This is a genomic window from Paraburkholderia edwinii (assembly GCF_019428685.1).
Lineage (GTDB): Bacteria > Pseudomonadota > Gammaproteobacteria > Burkholderiales > Burkholderiaceae > Paraburkholderia > Paraburkholderia edwinii.
Genome location: NZ_CP080096.1, coordinates 867,253 through 882,299, shown reverse-complemented (window position 1 = coordinate 882,299; position 15,047 = coordinate 867,253). Strand labels below are relative to the sequence as shown.

Annotated in this window: 13 protein-coding genes and 1 pseudogene; 5 read left to right on the top strand and 9 right to left on the bottom strand. The window is 59.9% G+C overall.

Annotated elements, in window-relative coordinates; translation table 11 throughout:
• Positions 1–101 precede the first annotated feature (101 nt).
• Positions 102–1,667 (top strand): methyl-accepting chemotaxis protein, encoded by a 1,566-nt coding sequence (locus KZJ38_RS25650; protein ID WP_219802613.1) that lies wholly within the window; start codon positions 102–104, stop codon positions 1,665–1,667.
• A gap of 36 nt (positions 1,668–1,703) precedes the next feature.
• Positions 1,704–3,038, top strand: a complete 1,335-nt coding sequence (locus tag KZJ38_RS25645) for an MFS transporter (RefSeq protein WP_219802611.1) — start codon at positions 1,704–1,706, stop codon at positions 3,036–3,038.
• A 65-nt stretch (positions 3,039–3,103) separates the two neighbouring features.
• Here KZJ38_RS25645 and KZJ38_RS25640 read toward each other — a convergent pair whose 3' ends face one another.
• The 3 genes from KZJ38_RS25640 to KZJ38_RS25630 all read right to left on the bottom strand — a co-directional run bounded on the left by KZJ38_RS25640 (position 3,104) and on the right by KZJ38_RS25630 (position 6,648).
• Positions 3,104–4,903, bottom strand: coding sequence for an L-lactate permease (locus tag KZJ38_RS25640; RefSeq protein WP_219802610.1), 1,800 nt, complete (start codon positions 4,901–4,903; stop codon positions 3,104–3,106).
• 220 nt (positions 4,904–5,123) lie between these two features.
• Complete coding sequence (locus KZJ38_RS25635) at positions 5,124–5,720, bottom strand: CBS domain-containing protein (protein ID WP_219802608.1); 597 nt, start codon at positions 5,718–5,720, stop codon at positions 5,124–5,126.
• Positions 5,721–6,003: 283 nt separating this feature from the next.
• Positions 6,004–6,648 (bottom strand): YajG family lipoprotein, encoded by a 645-nt coding sequence (locus KZJ38_RS25630; RefSeq protein WP_219802601.1) that lies wholly within the window; start codon positions 6,646–6,648, stop codon positions 6,004–6,006.
• 285 nt (positions 6,649–6,933) lie between these two features.
• Here KZJ38_RS25630 and KZJ38_RS25625 point away from each other — a divergent pair, with 285 nt between their 5' ends.
• Positions 6,934–7,470: a carboxymuconolactone decarboxylase family protein gene (locus KZJ38_RS25625; protein ID WP_219802600.1), complete on the top strand. Its 537-nt coding sequence runs from the start codon at positions 6,934–6,936 to the stop codon at positions 7,468–7,470.
• Positions 7,471–7,511: 41 nt separating this feature from the next.
• Here KZJ38_RS25625 and KZJ38_RS25620 read toward each other — a convergent pair whose 3' ends face one another.
• On the bottom strand, positions 7,512–8,321 hold the full coding sequence (locus KZJ38_RS25620; protein WP_219802598.1) for an acetoacetate decarboxylase: 810 nt from the start codon (positions 8,319–8,321) through the stop codon (positions 7,512–7,514).
• 290 nt (positions 8,322–8,611) lie between these two features.
• Complete coding sequence (locus KZJ38_RS25615) at positions 8,612–9,541, bottom strand: DMT family transporter (protein WP_219802596.1); 930 nt, start codon at positions 9,539–9,541, stop codon at positions 8,612–8,614.
• A 305-nt stretch (positions 9,542–9,846) separates the two neighbouring features.
• Here KZJ38_RS25615 and KZJ38_RS25610 point away from each other — a divergent pair, with 305 nt between their 5' ends.
• On the top strand, positions 9,847–10,329 hold the full coding sequence (locus tag KZJ38_RS25610) for a glycoside hydrolase family 108 protein (protein WP_219802594.1): 483 nt from the start codon (positions 9,847–9,849) through the stop codon (positions 10,327–10,329).
• The gene (locus tag KZJ38_RS25605; protein ID WP_219803621.1) at positions 10,329–11,018 is read left to right on the top strand and encodes a hypothetical protein; all 690 of its coding nucleotides are present in this window, start codon (positions 10,329–10,331) and stop codon (positions 11,016–11,018) included. The genes KZJ38_RS25610 and KZJ38_RS25605 overlap by 1 nt, the downstream gene beginning before the upstream one ends.
• A 21-nt stretch (positions 11,019–11,039) precedes the next feature.
• On the opposite strand, the gene KZJ38_RS25600 is transcribed toward KZJ38_RS25605, so the two are convergent.
• From KZJ38_RS25600 to KZJ38_RS25585, 4 genes and pseudogenes are all read right to left on the bottom strand, one after another.
• A complete protein-coding gene (locus tag KZJ38_RS25600; RefSeq protein ID WP_219802593.1) occupies positions 11,040–11,702 on the bottom strand; it encodes an amino acid ABC transporter permease in 663 nt (220 codons plus the stop codon).
• The gene (locus KZJ38_RS25595) at positions 11,692–12,372 is read right to left on the bottom strand and encodes an amino acid ABC transporter permease (protein WP_219802591.1); all 681 of its coding nucleotides are present in this window, start codon (positions 12,370–12,372) and stop codon (positions 11,692–11,694) included. Before KZJ38_RS25595 ends, KZJ38_RS25600 begins: the two co-directional genes overlap by 11 nt.
• Positions 12,373–12,383: 11 nt before the next feature.
• Positions 12,384–13,234: pseudogene (locus KZJ38_RS25590) on the bottom strand (transporter substrate-binding domain-containing protein).
• Positions 13,235–13,399: 165 nt separating this feature from the next.
• Positions 13,400–14,989, bottom strand: a complete 1,590-nt coding sequence (locus KZJ38_RS25585) for a serine hydrolase (RefSeq protein ID WP_219802590.1) — start codon at positions 14,987–14,989, stop codon at positions 13,400–13,402.
• Between the last annotated feature and the right edge of the window lie 58 nt (positions 14,990–15,047).

Below are 15,047 nucleotides of genomic sequence, written 5' to 3'. Positions count from 1 at the left end.
CAAATCCTGACCAGGTTCAGTATGTCGATCGAGATGACGCGGAGGAAACAGAAGTGAGTCGTCTGAGTCTTAATGCAAAGTTATGGGCGGCGCTCGCCGTCATGTGGGTAGGTCTTCTGCTGCTTGCCGGCAGCGCGGTGTTCGAATCGCACAAAACGATGCTCGAGGAGCGCAAGGCCACCATCCGAAGCGTGGTCGAATCGGCGACGGCGGTTGTGGCCGATCTCGCCGCGCGCGCCGACCGCCATGAGATTTCCGTCGAAGACGCCAAACAGCAGGCCATCGCTCGCCTCAAAGCGATGCGATACGGCAAGGGCGGTTACCTCTTCATCATGGATTCGTATCCGCGGGTGCTGATGCATCCGGTGCTGCCCGATCTGCTCAAGAAGGATGTACGGGAGAACAAGGATCCGAACGGCAAGCTGCTGTTCGTCGAACAGGTGCGCGCCGCTCAGAACGCAGACGGCGAAGGCTACGCGGAATTCGAGGGGCGCGTACCAAATAGCTCGGGCGGATCCGGCTTTACCTACGAAACCAAGATCTCCTTTATCAAACAGTTCAAGCCATGGGACTGGTACATCGATTCCGGTCTGTACCTGACTGACGTCGCCGCGGCCTTTCACCGGTTACTGCTCGAATATCTGTTGATCGTGCTCGCCATCGGCGCGGTCGTATCGGCGGCGATGATACTGATTAGCCGCAGTGTGCGCCGCAGTCTTGGCGGTGACCCGTCGCAGGCCGCGCGGATCGCCACGCAAATCGCCAACGGCGACCTCAGCGCGGCGGTCGAAACGGTGCCCAGCGATCGCGAAAGCATGCTGTACTCGATGCGGCAAATGCAGGAACACCTGACGCAGATGATCGGCAAGATCATGGTGTCCGCCGATTCGATTGCCACCGCCACCGACGAAATCGCCTCCGGCACGACCGATCTGTCCAGCCGCACCGAAGAACAGGCTGCGTCGTTGCAGGAAACCGCATCGAGCATGGAAGAGCTGACCGGAGCAGTCCGCCAGAACGCCGAAAACGCGCGGCAGGCCACCTCGGTTGCGGGCGACGCCTCACGCGTCGCACAGCGCGGCGGCGAGGTGGTCGGACGCGTGGTCGAGACGATGCGCGGCATTACCGATAGCTCGTCGAAGGTGGCCGAGATCATCACGGTTATCGAAGGCATCGCGTTTCAGACCAATATCCTGGCGCTCAATGCCGCTGTCGAAGCGGCGCGCGCGGGCGAACAGGGGCGCGGATTCGCTGTGGTAGCGGGTGAAGTTCGCACGCTCGCGCAGCGCAGCGCCACGGCCGCGAAGGAAATCAAGGAGCTGATCAGCGAGTCGGTCGAGCGCGTCGGTTCGGGCTCGAAGCAGGTCGAAGAAGCGGGCAGCACGATCGACGAAGTGGTCCGCTCGGTGGCGCGCGTCACGGCCATCATGAAAGAGATTTCGGCCGCCTCCGACGAGCAGAGCACCGGTATCGACCAGGTCAACCGGGCCATCACGCAGATGGATCAGGTCACGCAACAAAACGCCGCGCTCGTCGAACAGGCGACCGCGGCGGCGCAATCCATGGCCGAGCAGGCTCAACTGCTACGCAATTCGGTAGCGGTATTCAAGGTGGGAGACGCCGCTCACGCACGCGTGCCCCAGCTCGAAACTTCGTTACGGTTCTAGCCAGCCCGGCCCTCCCGTCACCCAACGCCAGCACCCATGGACACCATGCAACAGCTCAGCGAAAAAACTGTCATTCGCAAGATTTTCTGGCGAGTGATCCCGCTTCTGATGGTTCTGTACGTGATCTCGTTTATCGACCGCATCAATGTCGGCTTTGCGGCATTGACCATGAACAAGGATATCGGTCTCACGCCTTATCTGTTCGGCTTGGGCTCGGGCATCTTCTTCGTCGGTTACTTTATCTTCGAAATTCCCAGCAACGTCATGATGGTGCGGGTCGGCGCCCGCAGATGGATTGCGCGCATCCTGCTGACATGGGGCGTGTTCGCCTGTGCAATGGCGCTCGCGACCGGGCCGACGAGCTTTATCGCGCTACGGTTTCTGCTGGGCCTCGCGGAAGCGGGCTTTTTCCCGGGCGTGATTCTTTATCTGACGTACTGGTTTCCCGTCCGTTATCGCGCACGTATCGTCTCGGCGTTCATGCTTTCTATTCCCGTTTCGATTGCAGTCGGCGCGCCGCTCTCTACGCTGATTCTGCAAATGAACGGCATGCTGGGCATAAAGGGATGGCAATGGCTTTTCATCATCGAGGGGTTGCCCGCGATCATCGGCGCTTTCTTCGCGCTGCGCCTGCTGACGGACCGTCCGGAGCGCGCGACCTGGCTGACTGAGAGCGAGCGCGAATGGCTTAGCAAGGAACTGGCGGCAGACGACGCTTCGGCATCGTCAGATAGCAAGATTGGCGGCCTCGGCAAAGCGCTGTTGAATCCGACCGTGCTGATGCTCGCGTTCATCTACTTCTGCGCGACGGGCGCGAACCTTGGGCTTTCGTTCTTTCTGCCGCAAATCATCAAGCAGCAAGGCTATAGCAACGTCACCGTCGGATTGATCACGTCGATTCCGTATATCGCGGGATGTATCGGCATGCTGATCGTGGGCAACCTGTCCGACCGCTTCAACGAACGGCGCTGGTTCCTCGCTGCGACGATGGTGCTGGCCGCAGGCGGTCTGATCGCCGCCGGCGCACTGGGCGCGTCGGTCTGGTCGATTGTGGCGCTGAGCGTGGCCGCGATCGGGATCTTCGGTTGCAAGGGGCCCTTCTGGTCGCTGCCGTCGTTTTATCTTCGTGGCCAGGCAGCTGCGGGGGGCATTGCGTTCATTAATGCGATCGGCAATCTGGGCGGATTTGCAGGCCCTTATCTCGTCGGCTTGTTCAAACGCTCGTCGAACAGCTATGCGGATGGGCTCTGCGCGCTCGCCGCGTTCTGCGTAGCGGCTTTAGTGGTGACGGCGCTGTTTATCCGGCCGCGGCAAGCACAGCAAGCTGCGATGTTCCCCCACCTTGCAGCCGGTAACGACGACGCCAAGTAAATCGGCAAACGATACCTGGTGTACGGGGCCGCCTGCGATGCGATCGCGGGCGGCCCCCCTCCTCTTTATTGGGGAATCATCCACGGAAACACATACGCCTGCAGCATCGCGATGATGCCGATCACTGCGGCCCCCGCGATCGAATGGAAGAACACCGTCCGGAAGATCGGCCCTAACGCGAAAGACCGCTCCTTAGGATCGTCGTAGCAGGCCGCACACGCCACCATGATCGACTGCGCATCGATCATCTTGCCCATCACCCCGCCCGTGGAATTCGTCGCGACGATCAGTATCGGATTCAGGTTGAGCTGCTGAGCGGTAATTCGTTGCAAGCTGCCGAACAGGGCGTTGGACGCCGTATCGGAGCCGGTCAGGAACACGCCGAGCCAGCCAAGGTACGCTGCAAAGAACGGATAGAGAAAGCCGGCATGCGTGAACGCAAGACCCAACACCGCATCCGTACCCGAGTAGCGCGTCAGAAATCCGAGCCCCAGCACCTGGCCAATCACCAGCACCGGAATTTTCATGCGCCGCATGGTCTGCATGAACGCTTCCTTCCATTGCGCCGCGCTCAACTTGAGTACGAAACCGGAAAGCAGCGCCGCAACGAATACGCCGGTCCCGGCAGTCGATAACCAGTTGATCGTAAATTTGGCCGCTTCCGCTTTTGCGTTGACGGGCGCAACCGGCGGCATCCGCTGCACGAGGTTATGCAACGCGGGCATGTCCCACACCGGCAGCGACAGCGTGCCGGCAAACGGCGAACCGAGCAAGGTCGTGGAAAAGGTAACGCCTGAGAACAGACCGTTGAGCAGCTTCTTGAACTCCGGCACACCCCACAATGCGCAGCATGCGATCAGGATCACCCACGGCATCCACGCATAAATCGTTTCGCCGGTCGTGTACTGGTATTTCCATCCGTTCGAGTCCGCGGTGACGGTCTCCGGGTTTTGACCCGCCCGTTCGAGCGCTTCACGCTCGGAGCGCAGCAGAAAGCGCGTCTTCGGATGCCAGACGAAACGCAGAAACAGCGCCGTGCAGACCACCGAAAACACACCCGACACCACATCGGTCATCAGATGCAGCGCAGGGCTGCCCGACGCGAAAAACTGCATCAGCGCGAACGTCAAACCCGCGCACAACATCGCCGGCCAGACCTCGAACACCTGCTTCCACGTGCCGCCTTCCATCTTGACGAAGGTCGCCACAAGCCAGAACGGCACCAGTACTGACACGAACGGCAGTTGCCGGCCCGCCATGGCGGATATCGTGACCTGATCGAGCCCGCTGACCGCCGCCAGGGTCACGATTGGCGTGCCGATCGCGCCCCACGCGACCGGCGCCGTATTCGCGAGCAGGTTCAGCACCGCCGCCTGAAAAGGCCGGAAGCCGAGGCCCACCATCACGGCCCCGGCAATCGCGACCGGCGTTCCGAACCCGGACGTGCCTTCGATAATCGCGCCGAACGAGAACGCGATCAGCACGCACTGCAGCCGCCGGTCGAACGAGATATGAACGATGGACTCCTTCACGATCTCGAACTTGCCGCTCACGACGCTCATCGTGTACAGGAACATCGCGGCCAGCACGATCCAGATGATGCCCAGAAATCCCGACAGGGTGCCGAGCGCGAACGCCGAAACAGCCGATACCAATGGCATCCGGAACACCAGACACGAAATAATGAATGCGGCGATCACCCCGAAGAATGCCGCGTAGGGCGCGGAGATGCCCAGGTGCACGTTGCCCTGCGAATCGCGATGCCGGTGCAAGGCGATGAAATAGAGCAGCGTGAGGATTGGAATGGCGGCAGCGACCGTTGAAAAGATCGCATTGCCGAACGGGTTATAGGTCTGGTGGTACATGGCCTTTCCTCTTTCTTGTCTAGGAGTAGGGACTACCGTGCACTTTTTTCCCGCGTAAGGCGGTCGCGGCTCAAGCCTCTCCTGCCTTCCAAAAGCCGACATCCGCCTTACATCCGAGATGTATAGCGGGGAGCGTCGTTGAGGTCAAGTTTGTTGCGGTCGCACAATCGGTCTGCGAGCAACAGACCGAGGGTGCGATGCCAATTGGATGTGGGTGCGGCTAGCGCATTGGATTCAGGTCGCACATCAATGCGAAAAGATCCGACTGGGTCAGCATGCCGACCACGCGGCGCTGGCGATCGATAACAGGCAGATGATGGTGCCCCTTCGCCATAAAGCGCGGAACGACATCGGTGAGCTTCTCGTCTGAAAAAACGGTCGCCACGGAGACCGACATGATGCTGGCGATACCGTTTGCGGCACGTGCCGTCCGCGGTTCGCTCGACGGCGCCTCGTCAACCGCATGGAGATGGCCTGTGACGCGCCGCAGATCCGCACGGCTTACCACGCCTAGAAGATGGTCGGATGCGTCGATAACCGGAAGAAGCTTGAAGTGGTAGCGAGCCAGCAGTGCTTCTGCGTGCGCCTTCGTGTCATCGGGCCTCACGCTGATGACGGGCGCTCGCATGATGTCGGCACACCTGAGCTCCAGCAGACCATGCAACATGGACTGGCGCCGCAGCTCGGCTAAAACCGCCTTCTGCTGCACGACGCCTGCGGCGCCCCCGCGATCGCCCGAGTCGTGCAAGCTTGGCGACCCGTGATGAAACGGCATTTTTCCCACCAGACGTCGACCGAGATAGCGAAAGCTCATCATGTCCGTCCCATGGTTGATTGTTGAATGCTGTGTGCGAAGCAGCAAAAACAATTCAGCGCAGTACTAAGTGTGCGGACAGACGCCGATCCTTGCGATCAGCAATTTCCCCGTGTCACGCGCGAGTCGGTCGGGGAGCGCAATAACCTGGCCGCAGACACCACAGTATCACAGCATGATATATATGTGGGCGGCAATGTTTTCGTGAGCGGCGCCGGCACCCGCGGGATTCGCAAGGTCTCACCGGCGCCGTACGCTTCGTATAGCGTTCGTGATCGGCGGGGCGCTACTTCCCGCTTACGAGGTCCTTTGTCTGCAGCGTAATTGCTGCGAGGCCTTTTTCCACGATCTCGCGCCAGTCGCTGGACGTCACGACCTGTTTCGATTCGCTCACGCGGGTTTTGACGGTCTTCTCGCCATGCAGCGCGCCGACATCGCCGGACAGTTGCACTTCCGATTTCTGGTTGGTCGTCACGGCCCAGAAGCCGGGCTGGAACCATGCCCAGAAATCGATCACTTCCGCGGATACCGGAGCGGCGGCGGAAAAGTTAGGATCGCCTTGCTTCACGACCACGTAGCCCGCTTCCTGAAAGCCGGTAGCGAGGGCGCTTTCGATCAGACCGGATACGGTCTTGCCTTCAGGCAGCACCACATCGCCGAGTGCCTTGCCGTACCCGTTTCGTTTGCGGCCGATTGCGCGAGCCTTTGACGCGTCGCTGCCGTCTTCGTGAGGATCGAGCGACGCCATGTCGGCGCTAGGCGGCGCGACGGTAAACGTGCGTTTGTCCTGGACGGCGTCGATGCGCACATACTTTCCTGTCGCAGGGTTGGTGCCTTGAGGCGCCGAGACATCGATGACTCCGCGGCCCGCCGCGCAACCGGCCAGGAACGACATGGCAAGGCCATAGATAGCAATTCGACGCAACAGCATGATTCATTCTCCTCATTGTGGTTATTTTGATTGCCACGCCGCCAGACTGGGGTTCAAGGCGTTGGCAATACGATCGCTAAACCCGTGATTACGGCAGAAATGAGGAGAAGTTGAGCGGGCCTCCTAACTTCACGCATCCTGCAATTTCGGTACGTCCACGGAAGGTCGGACAGGAGTGAGCCGCCGGAGCATGAAATCGACAATGACGGACATTAACTTCCCGGCTTCGGCTCACTAAATTCCAGTCATGCCGTCACCGACGGTCATCGCATAAAGGAATTCACCATGCCACGCCTTTCCTCGATCCAGCCCGACGCCGCTACCGGCGAAACGGCTGAAGTATTCGCCGCCATCAAGAAGTCTGTCGGCCGCGTCCCCAACTCTTTTGCCATGATCGGCACGCACGCGCCCGCAGCGCTCGCTGCGATTCTGAGCGCAGACAAGGTACTGTCGAAGGGCAGTCTGCCGCGTGCCGATCAGGAAACGGTCAAGCTGATCGTCAGCGAACTGGGCGGATGCGATTACTGTGTTGCGGGTCACACCGTGGTCGGCAAGATGGCCGGCCTCTCGCCGGACACGATGCGTAAAATCCGTGCGGGCGAAGCGACCGGCGATGCCAAACGCGACGCGTTAGTGCGTTTCGTGCGCATCCTGATCAAGACAAGCGGCACGGTCGACGCGGCCGAGGTTAGCCGCGTGCGAGATGCGGGCTACACGGAACGCCAGCTGATCGAAGTCGCACTCGCGGTTGCCGTCATTACGTTCACCAATCTGGCAAACCGGATCAACGACACCGTGATCGATTTTCCCGCCGTCGAATGACCGCGCCTGCCAGGTAAAGCAGGCGCGACGGCGCCTGCTGCTTAAGCGAGAGCCGGCTCTTCTTCCTCGCCTTTGCGCGTCGCGCGCGCCACCGCGCGCGGCGTCGAATCCGCAAGATAGTCGTGCACGACGCGGCCGAAACCCAAGGTAAGGTCCGCGATGATATGCGTGCCCGAGACGATATCGAGCACCGGCAAGTCCTTGACCGGTGCGAGCGCATGCGAGAACAACTCCAGACCGACCGGCCCGCTCCATGCCCCTTTGATCTGCACGTCCTCGCAGCGGTATTCGACGAGTTCGAGAATGCGCAGGCTGCCGTCCACATGCGGCATGATCTTCAGCAGAAAGCCCGGCGCTTCGAGCGTCGCTTTAGCAGCGGAGGTATCGAGCGCTTCGAACTTGTAGCCCATCGTTGCTGTGGCCACCAGCATTTTGCCGTAGCGCAGTTCGCCAACGATCGTGTCGCTGTCCACCGTCAACGAAGGATGACCCATCTTCTTCGGGAAGCCCCAGATCTCCCGGCCGCCCGCAGTCGGCGCATGATCGTCGAGATACATCGAGTGAACGTAGGCGCCGCGTCGTCCCTCGAAGGTGACAGGAATCACCTGGCCGGATTCGGTGTAGTCGCCGAAACCTGCCGAATCGGGCATGCGGATAAATTCATATTTGACGAGCGGATTGTCCATATCGACCTCGAGCGGCTCGGGCACGAGCTCGCGCAATTTTTTCGGGTCGGTACGATAAGTCACAATCAAAAACTCGCGATCGATGAACCGATAAGGGCCCTTCGAATAGGTCGGGCTTGTTAAAGGAATGGAATGCGCGCGCTTTTTGACATCAACGATCTTCATGGTCTGCCCTTTGAATCGCAAAAAACCGCAGAGACGGCTGCCACGCGGCATCCTGTCACTGTGTGATCCTAAATAGAAACTTCACTGCGAAATTCGAAAGAATGGAACCCCGGTTCGCATGCAAAGAAAGCCCACGCGAAGGTGGGCGAGACAGAATAGTCGAGATGCTTTCAGGTGAAAGTCACGGATTGTGAACTGAAGCTTTGATCGAATACGATCACGCTATCCATAAGGAATAAAGCGTTAATACGCATGTCATGCAATTACTCAAACCGTTTGCAGGACAAGCGTTATTTCATGTTCTCCATGAACTCGCGTTGCGCAACCGGCTGCTCCTTTTTTGGCGGAGAAGGCGTGGCAACCCGACGGGCGAGGACGACGCCCGCTAATGCCAGCACGAAGCCCAGCATCTGGATCGCGCCCAGCTTTTCACCGAACAGAATCCACGCTTCGCCGGCCGCGAGCGCCGGTACCGCGAGCAGCAGCGTACTCATCTTCGTTGCACCATGAATGCGCACCATCCAGACGAGCAGCAGCACGGCGCCGACCGACAATCCCACCACCGACCAGATCAAGCCGATCCACAGCGTCGGCGAGTGGTCCCACTGGTACCCGCCGCCGACCAGCATGCCCGCAAGCGCGACGAGCGCGCCGCCGGCGTTCTGCACGCTCGCTGAGACACGCACGCCGTCCCCCGCGAGTCGTCCGCGCTGGATCATCGTGCCGGCCGTCATGCCCGTCACCGCGATGACCGCAACGACGATGGCCCATACACCGAAATGTTCGCCTCCCGTAGTAGCGCCCAATGCCGGTGCGAGCACGCAAACGACGCCTGCGATTGCGATACCGAGCCCCGCTACCGTCCGCATCGACGGACGCTCTCCGTATATCAGGAACATGGCCACCACCGTCACGATCGGCTGCATGCTGCCAATCAGCGACATCACGCCTGCCGGCATACCGTGCGCAACGGTCCAATAGGCGGCGCTCAGATAGACGCCGTGCAACAGCGCACCGGCCAGCAGATGCATCGCAAGCTGCCGTCCGCGCGGCCAGCTTTCGCGTGCGGCGAACGCGAGCACGCCGAGCAGGCCCGCACTGAGCAACAGGCGCACGAGCAGAAACAGTTCCGTCGACGCGTGCGGCACGACCGCTCGCGCGGCAACGAGACCCGTCGACCAGATCAGCACAAAGAACCAGGGGGCAAGTGTTGAAAACATGTTGAATACGCTCCGTCGAATGCTTCGCGGATCGAATTTAAATTGCACTTGAAACGACGTCGATGCTGTAGCGAGTCGATCGCATGCTCTTATGGCTCAAATTTCCGGTGGGCGCCGCTGTCTTCCGTTGTCGAACGCTTCGTCCAAAAGTGTCGGCTACCGAGCAACACTTTTCAGCTCCCTGTACCGGTGCGACACGCGCGCACGACCACCGGCAAAGGCCAGCGGCCGATGGCACGGTCAATGCGTAAATGGAGCTATCAAGAGTCGTCTGTCGAGCAACATCTCGAGCAAGGAGACGCTAAATGAACAGTTTCGACGATGCGTTCAAGGCCCTGATCGGAAACGAAGGCGGCTATTCGTTCCATCCCGCGGACCCTGGCGGCGAAACGATGTGGGGCGTAACGGCACGCGTGGCGCGCAACTTCGGCTATGCCGGCGCGATGAAGGACTTGCCGCTCGAAACCGCGATGCAGATCGCCAAGCAAAAATACTGGGACCCGCTCCATCTGGACGAACTCGATCCGCGTGTCGCCTTCCAGATATTCGATGCGAACTACAACGGCGGTCTCGTGGTGTTGTGGATGCAGAAGGCGTCCGGCGCTCACGAAGACGGCAAGTTCGGCCCAGACACGATGGCCGCCGTCAAAAGCGCGGACCCGATGAAATTTATCCTGCGATTCGTGGCCTATCGGCTTCGCTATCTGCGAAACCTGCATACATGGCCCACTTTCAGCCGTGGATGGACGGACCGCATGGCAACCAACCTTCTTCTCGGAGCAGCATGATGGACTGGTCAAAAGTAGCGTCGAGCATTGGCAGTGCGACTCCTTTGCTCGCCGAACTGATCGGCGGCCCGATCGGGCTCGGTGTGACGACCGCCGCCGCGCTTATTTCCCACGCGCTCGGTACACCCAACGATCCGCAAGCAGTCGAAACCGCGCTAAACGACCCCACGGCACTCGACAAGCTCAGGCAAGCCGAAGGCGCTAACGCGGCGCAGTTGCAGCAGCTGGTGGTCACGCAGGCGCATTTCGCTTATCAGACCAATATGGCGCGCATCCAGGCACGCGATCGCGCCAATGCGCGTGCGATGGGTATTGCCAACAAGGACTGGGTGCCCAAAGCGCTTGCGATGTCGGTAACCGGCGGCTTCTTCGGCGTTCTGCTGCTGATGACGTTAAAGGAGTTGCCGCCCGAAAACAGCAATCTGGTGAATGTCGTGATCGGCGCACTCGGTACGGCGTGGATCAGCATCATCGGCTATTACTTCGGCACGTCGGCGGGTTCGATGAGAAAGACGGAACTGCTCGCCATGCCCAGTGTACCGATCACGGCGGATAGCGCGGTCACGCTGCGAGAACCTGCGCCGCCGCCGGCACCGACATTCCGGCCGCAAGCCGCTGCTAGCGCACCGCATGCCGACATGTTTCCGGCGTTTTTGCCCGGTGGCCAAGGCCCGATCTTCGGCGAATAAGAGCTTGAGAAAGATCGGACGTCAAACGCGATGCGTGCGACGTCCGATTGCCGCTTCGACGTAACGTCCAAGGCCGGCAATCAGAACACTGCACACCCAATAGAACAGTGCGGTCGTGCCTAGCACTTCGACATAGGCAAACGTATTCGCCGTAAGCAGATTGCTTTGATATGTCATTTCCGGCAGGCTCATCACCGAAAAAATGGCCGAGTCCTTGAACATCGTCATGACGAGGCTTGTCGTCGGCGGGGCGAGAAAGCCAATGAGTTGCGGTGCGATGACGTAACGCTGCGTCTGCCAGAAGGTCATGCCGAGCGAGAACGCCGCATGCGTTTGTCCGCGCGGCACGCTGCGCAGCGCGGCACGCAGGATCTCGCAGAAATAGCCGCCGGTATAGATCGCTGTGCATGCGATCGCGATGATCGTCGCCGATGCGCTCACGCCGAGTTTCGGCAAGCCGAAGAAAGACAGGTACACGGCGATCAGGTATGGAATGTTGCGGACAAGTTCCACGTAACCGAGCGCAGCCGGCCTAAGCCAGGTACTAAATTGCGCTGCATAGGCGGCGATCGCCCCCGCCGCGATGCCGAGCGGAATTCCAGCGGCACTGACCATCGCGGTAACGCGCAATCCGTCGGCCAGCACCGGAATCGCTTGGCGGATGATCGAGAAATCAACGGCCATCGGGTAGCAGTTTCATGACACGCCATTCGCACAGCCGGCAAGCGGCCGAAATGCAGAAGAGCATGACGAAATAGACCGCCGCGGTAATGGCGAAGACCTGCAACGGTAAATCGGTCTGCAGCGTGGCGTTGCGCGCGACCGTGGCCAGTTCCGGCACCGCGATAATCGACATCAGCGAAGACGCCTTGAGCAAAATCGTGAACTCGCTCGTTAGCGGCGGAATCGCCCGGTAAGTGATCTGCGGCAGCAGCACGTACCGCCAGACCTGTATCGTCCGCATGCCTAGCGCGTATGCGGCCAGGCGTTGCTCTCGCGAGACGGTGCCAAGCGCGCCGCGTAGAATCTCCACGATGTAGGCACTCGTATTGCACGCGAGCGCCGCAATGCCGGCGGTGACCGGCGAGATCGACATATCGAGCAGCGCCGGCACCATGTAGTACGCGATCAAAAGATGAATCAGCGCCGGTGTGCCGCGAATCAGACTCACCCACAGCACGACCAGTACGCGCGCCGCAGCGAACCGCGAAACGCGTGCAAGCAGCAACGCGATACCGGCCACGAGCCCGATAGCGAATGCACAGGCAGAAGCGGCCAGTGTGAGCGCAGCGCCCGCGATCAATCCATTGAAAAACGGTGTGACCGCGCTGCCTTTAGCAATCCAGTCCAGCATGCTGGTGAACGTCAGACCGCACCGGCCGGCAGGTAGTTTGTCAGCGGTGTGTCAATGGGGCCGCCAAACCATTTCTTCTGCAAGGCGGCCAGCTTGCCATTCGCCCTGAATTCGTCGAGCGAGTCGTTGATGAACTTGCGGATTTCAAGGTCGTTGGGGTTTGCCACCCACGAGAGCAATAACGGTTGCCCGATCTGGCCGCTGATGCGGAATTCGTCCGGCTTCCTGCGCATCTGAACGGCAGCGACATTCGATGGCATAAGCGCCACGTCAATGGTTTTGTTTGCTAGCGCAATCGATACGTCCGGGTATGCCTGAAACAATTTGATCGCCGCGTAACCCTCGCCGCCCTTTTCCTTGAGTTGCTTCTCCAGTTCGTCGGCGACGGGTTGGGAAGACGAACCGAGTTGGGTGCCGATAATTTTGCGCCGATGTCGCGATTACTTTTGATCGCGCCATTGTCGGCCCGGACCATCAGCACCCAGCGCACCACGCCAACCGGCTCGCTAAAGGCAAACCTTCGGGCACGCTCCGGCGTGATGCCGACGCTGGTCGCGACAAAGTCGAACTTGCGCGACATCAGGCCCGGCAGCAAACCTTGAAACGGCAGGTTGACCTGATCGAGCTTCACGCCAAGCCTGGCCGCCATCAGCTCGAGCACGTCGTGGCCATACCCGACGATCTGTCCGTTCTCCACGTATTCGAACGGTTCAAACGCGGCTTCGGTGCCGACCGTCAACGTGCCGCGCTTCCGGATGTCCGCCAGCGTGCGACCTTCTGCAAGTGCGAGCCGCGGCAGAGCCAATGCCGGGCCCGAGGCTAACGCAGCCTTGACAAAGGATCGTCTGGACCAGTTCTTCATTGCTTTCTCGCATGATGCTTATCACCGTCGTCAGCATAGCCGCGCCACGCATCGCGCCCATGTCATTTATTCAGCGGTTTTCGGACAACGCGTTGTTTTTATAAAGTCCCTTTCGCGTTTGCATCCACTTGTTCGCGATACTGAATACGACGGTTGCATCAGCGGTTACTGGTACACATTCGCAGACTTTCGGACAATCTCCTCTACCGCCGCTTTCATCTGTCCAATCAGCGCCGTGTCTTTGACGCCGTCGCGCTTCGCCAGTGCGTCCAGATTCTCAAAGCCGATCCATGTCTCGTTGAAATCGTCTTTCCAGATTGCGATTCGCAACGGAAGATCTGCGGCAGCGGCGACGCTGCCCTGCATCACCTTTGTGCCTGCCTTGGGATTGCCGAAGATAATGACGCGCGTGGGTCGCAGCGAGAGCCCCGCCTGAGATCCGTTCGCCTGTTGATCGAGCGATGCGAATATCTTGCCACCCGCGGCCTTGATGTTCTGCTCGAGCCGCGCCGTGGTTTCATTGACGTCGAACACGCTCGCGTACGTCTCCTGCGCTTTGGGGTTGACGCCGGATCCGAGCGTCACGTCATAGGCGGCTGCGATGCGGCGCGAAAGCTCCGTCAGATCGACGTTCTGCTCGTTAGCGAGCACCGTGACGCAGACCAGTTCGTCCTTATCCGTAAAGCGGCTTAGGTAAGCGCTAAATCCTGGTACGCTACCCTTGATGTCCATAAAGCCCTTGTGAGCCGTGAATTGCCAGCCCGCCACGGCGGGAACGACGGTGCCGTTCGGCAAGGTGGTGGGCTTGTAAATCAGATCGCGGTGGGCCTGTTCCTTGACAATGGTGTCGCCGGCAAGCGCGATGTCCCAGAAGCTCACATCTTCGGCAGATGCCCAAAGCGAACCGAACGCAAACAGGCTTGACGTGCTGTTGCGCTTCACGGGTATGCTCTGGCCATTCTTGCGCACGTAACCGGTTGCGGGCTCGGTCGGGTTGATATAGGCCGCGTCCTTAGTGAACCGCGAGTGCCAGTTGCCGTTTTTCTCGACAGGATCCTGCTGCGTCATGCTGGGAAAATCTTCGGCGAACATCGTGTGGGTCAGATGCAGCGGTTTGATCTGGCCGTTCCAGATCATGTCGTGATAAGACATGCCGCTGGCTTTTTCGATCGCAAGGCCAAGCAGAAGAAAATTCGTCGCGCTTTCCGAGACCTGCGTGCCGGGCTTGAACGCAAGCGGTTCGTCGCGGACGCTTTTTAGCAGTTCTTGCGGCGAGTAGTCGTGGCTCGCATCGAATCCGGGCGCGCGACGGTAATCGGGCAGCCCGGTGGCGTGCTGCATCAGTTCCATCACGGTCAGGCCTTTCCACGAAGCGGGCAAGTCCGCAACGTATTTGCCGATCGGATCGTTCAGCGCCATTTTGCCGGCTTCGACCAGCTGCATGATGGCGATCGCCGTGTAACCTTGTGTGATCGGCCCGATGCTCCACAACGTGTCGCTCGAGGCTAGCAGACCCTTCTGCACATCGGATTCACCATAGCCCGCTACACGAGGGATATACGGCGCCTGAACAATGGCCATCGTAATACCGCTCACATGCTTTTCTTCCATGAAGTCGTAGATCATCTGATCCACGCTCTGGTCGAAGTACTCGAGCTTGGGGTTACCACGATTCGCGCGTTCCGCATGAGCGGTGACAGTAAATCCCGCGGCGATAACGGCAGCTGCAATGGCGCAACGGACTGTTCGATTCACGTTATTCGGCACTTTGTTCTCCGTAAAAATAGGTGATGCCCGACAGGGCGCCACAAGA

Excerpts from the sequence above, each read along its gene's own strand:
- KZJ38_RS25650 (WP_219802613.1), top strand. The coding sequence starts at position 102 with ATGTGGGTAGGTCTTCTGCTGCTTGCCGGCAGCGCGGTGTTCGAATCG.
- KZJ38_RS25645 (WP_219802611.1), top strand. The coding sequence starts at position 1,704 with ATGGACACCATGCAACAGCTCAGCGAAAAAACTGTCATTCGCAAGATT.
- KZJ38_RS25640 (WP_219802610.1), bottom strand. The coding sequence starts at position 4,903 with ATGTACCACCAGACCTATAACCCGTTCGGCAATGCGATCTTTTCAACG.
- KZJ38_RS25635 (WP_219802608.1), bottom strand. The coding sequence starts at position 5,720 with ATGATGAGCTTTCGCTATCTCGGTCGACGTCTGGTGGGAAAAATGCCG.
- KZJ38_RS25630 (WP_219802601.1), bottom strand. The coding sequence starts at position 6,648 with ATGCTGTTGCGTCGAATTGCTATCTATGGCCTTGCCATGTCGTTCCTG.
- KZJ38_RS25625 (WP_219802600.1), top strand. The coding sequence starts at position 6,934 with ATGCCACGCCTTTCCTCGATCCAGCCCGACGCCGCTACCGGCGAAACG.
- KZJ38_RS25620 (WP_219802598.1), bottom strand. The coding sequence starts at position 8,321 with ATGAAGATCGTTGATGTCAAAAAGCGCGCGCATTCCATTCCTTTAACA.
- KZJ38_RS25615 (WP_219802596.1), bottom strand. The coding sequence starts at position 9,541 with ATGTTTTCAACACTTGCCCCCTGGTTCTTTGTGCTGATCTGGTCGACG.
- KZJ38_RS25610 (WP_219802594.1), top strand. The coding sequence starts at position 9,847 with ATGAACAGTTTCGACGATGCGTTCAAGGCCCTGATCGGAAACGAAGGC.
- KZJ38_RS25605 (WP_219803621.1), top strand. The coding sequence starts at position 10,329 with ATGGACTGGTCAAAAGTAGCGTCGAGCATTGGCAGTGCGACTCCTTTG.
- KZJ38_RS25600 (WP_219802593.1), bottom strand. The coding sequence starts at position 11,702 with ATGGCCGTTGATTTCTCGATCATCCGCCAAGCGATTCCGGTGCTGGCC.
- KZJ38_RS25595 (WP_219802591.1), bottom strand. The coding sequence starts at position 12,372 with ATGCTGGACTGGATTGCTAAAGGCAGCGCGGTCACACCGTTTTTCAAT.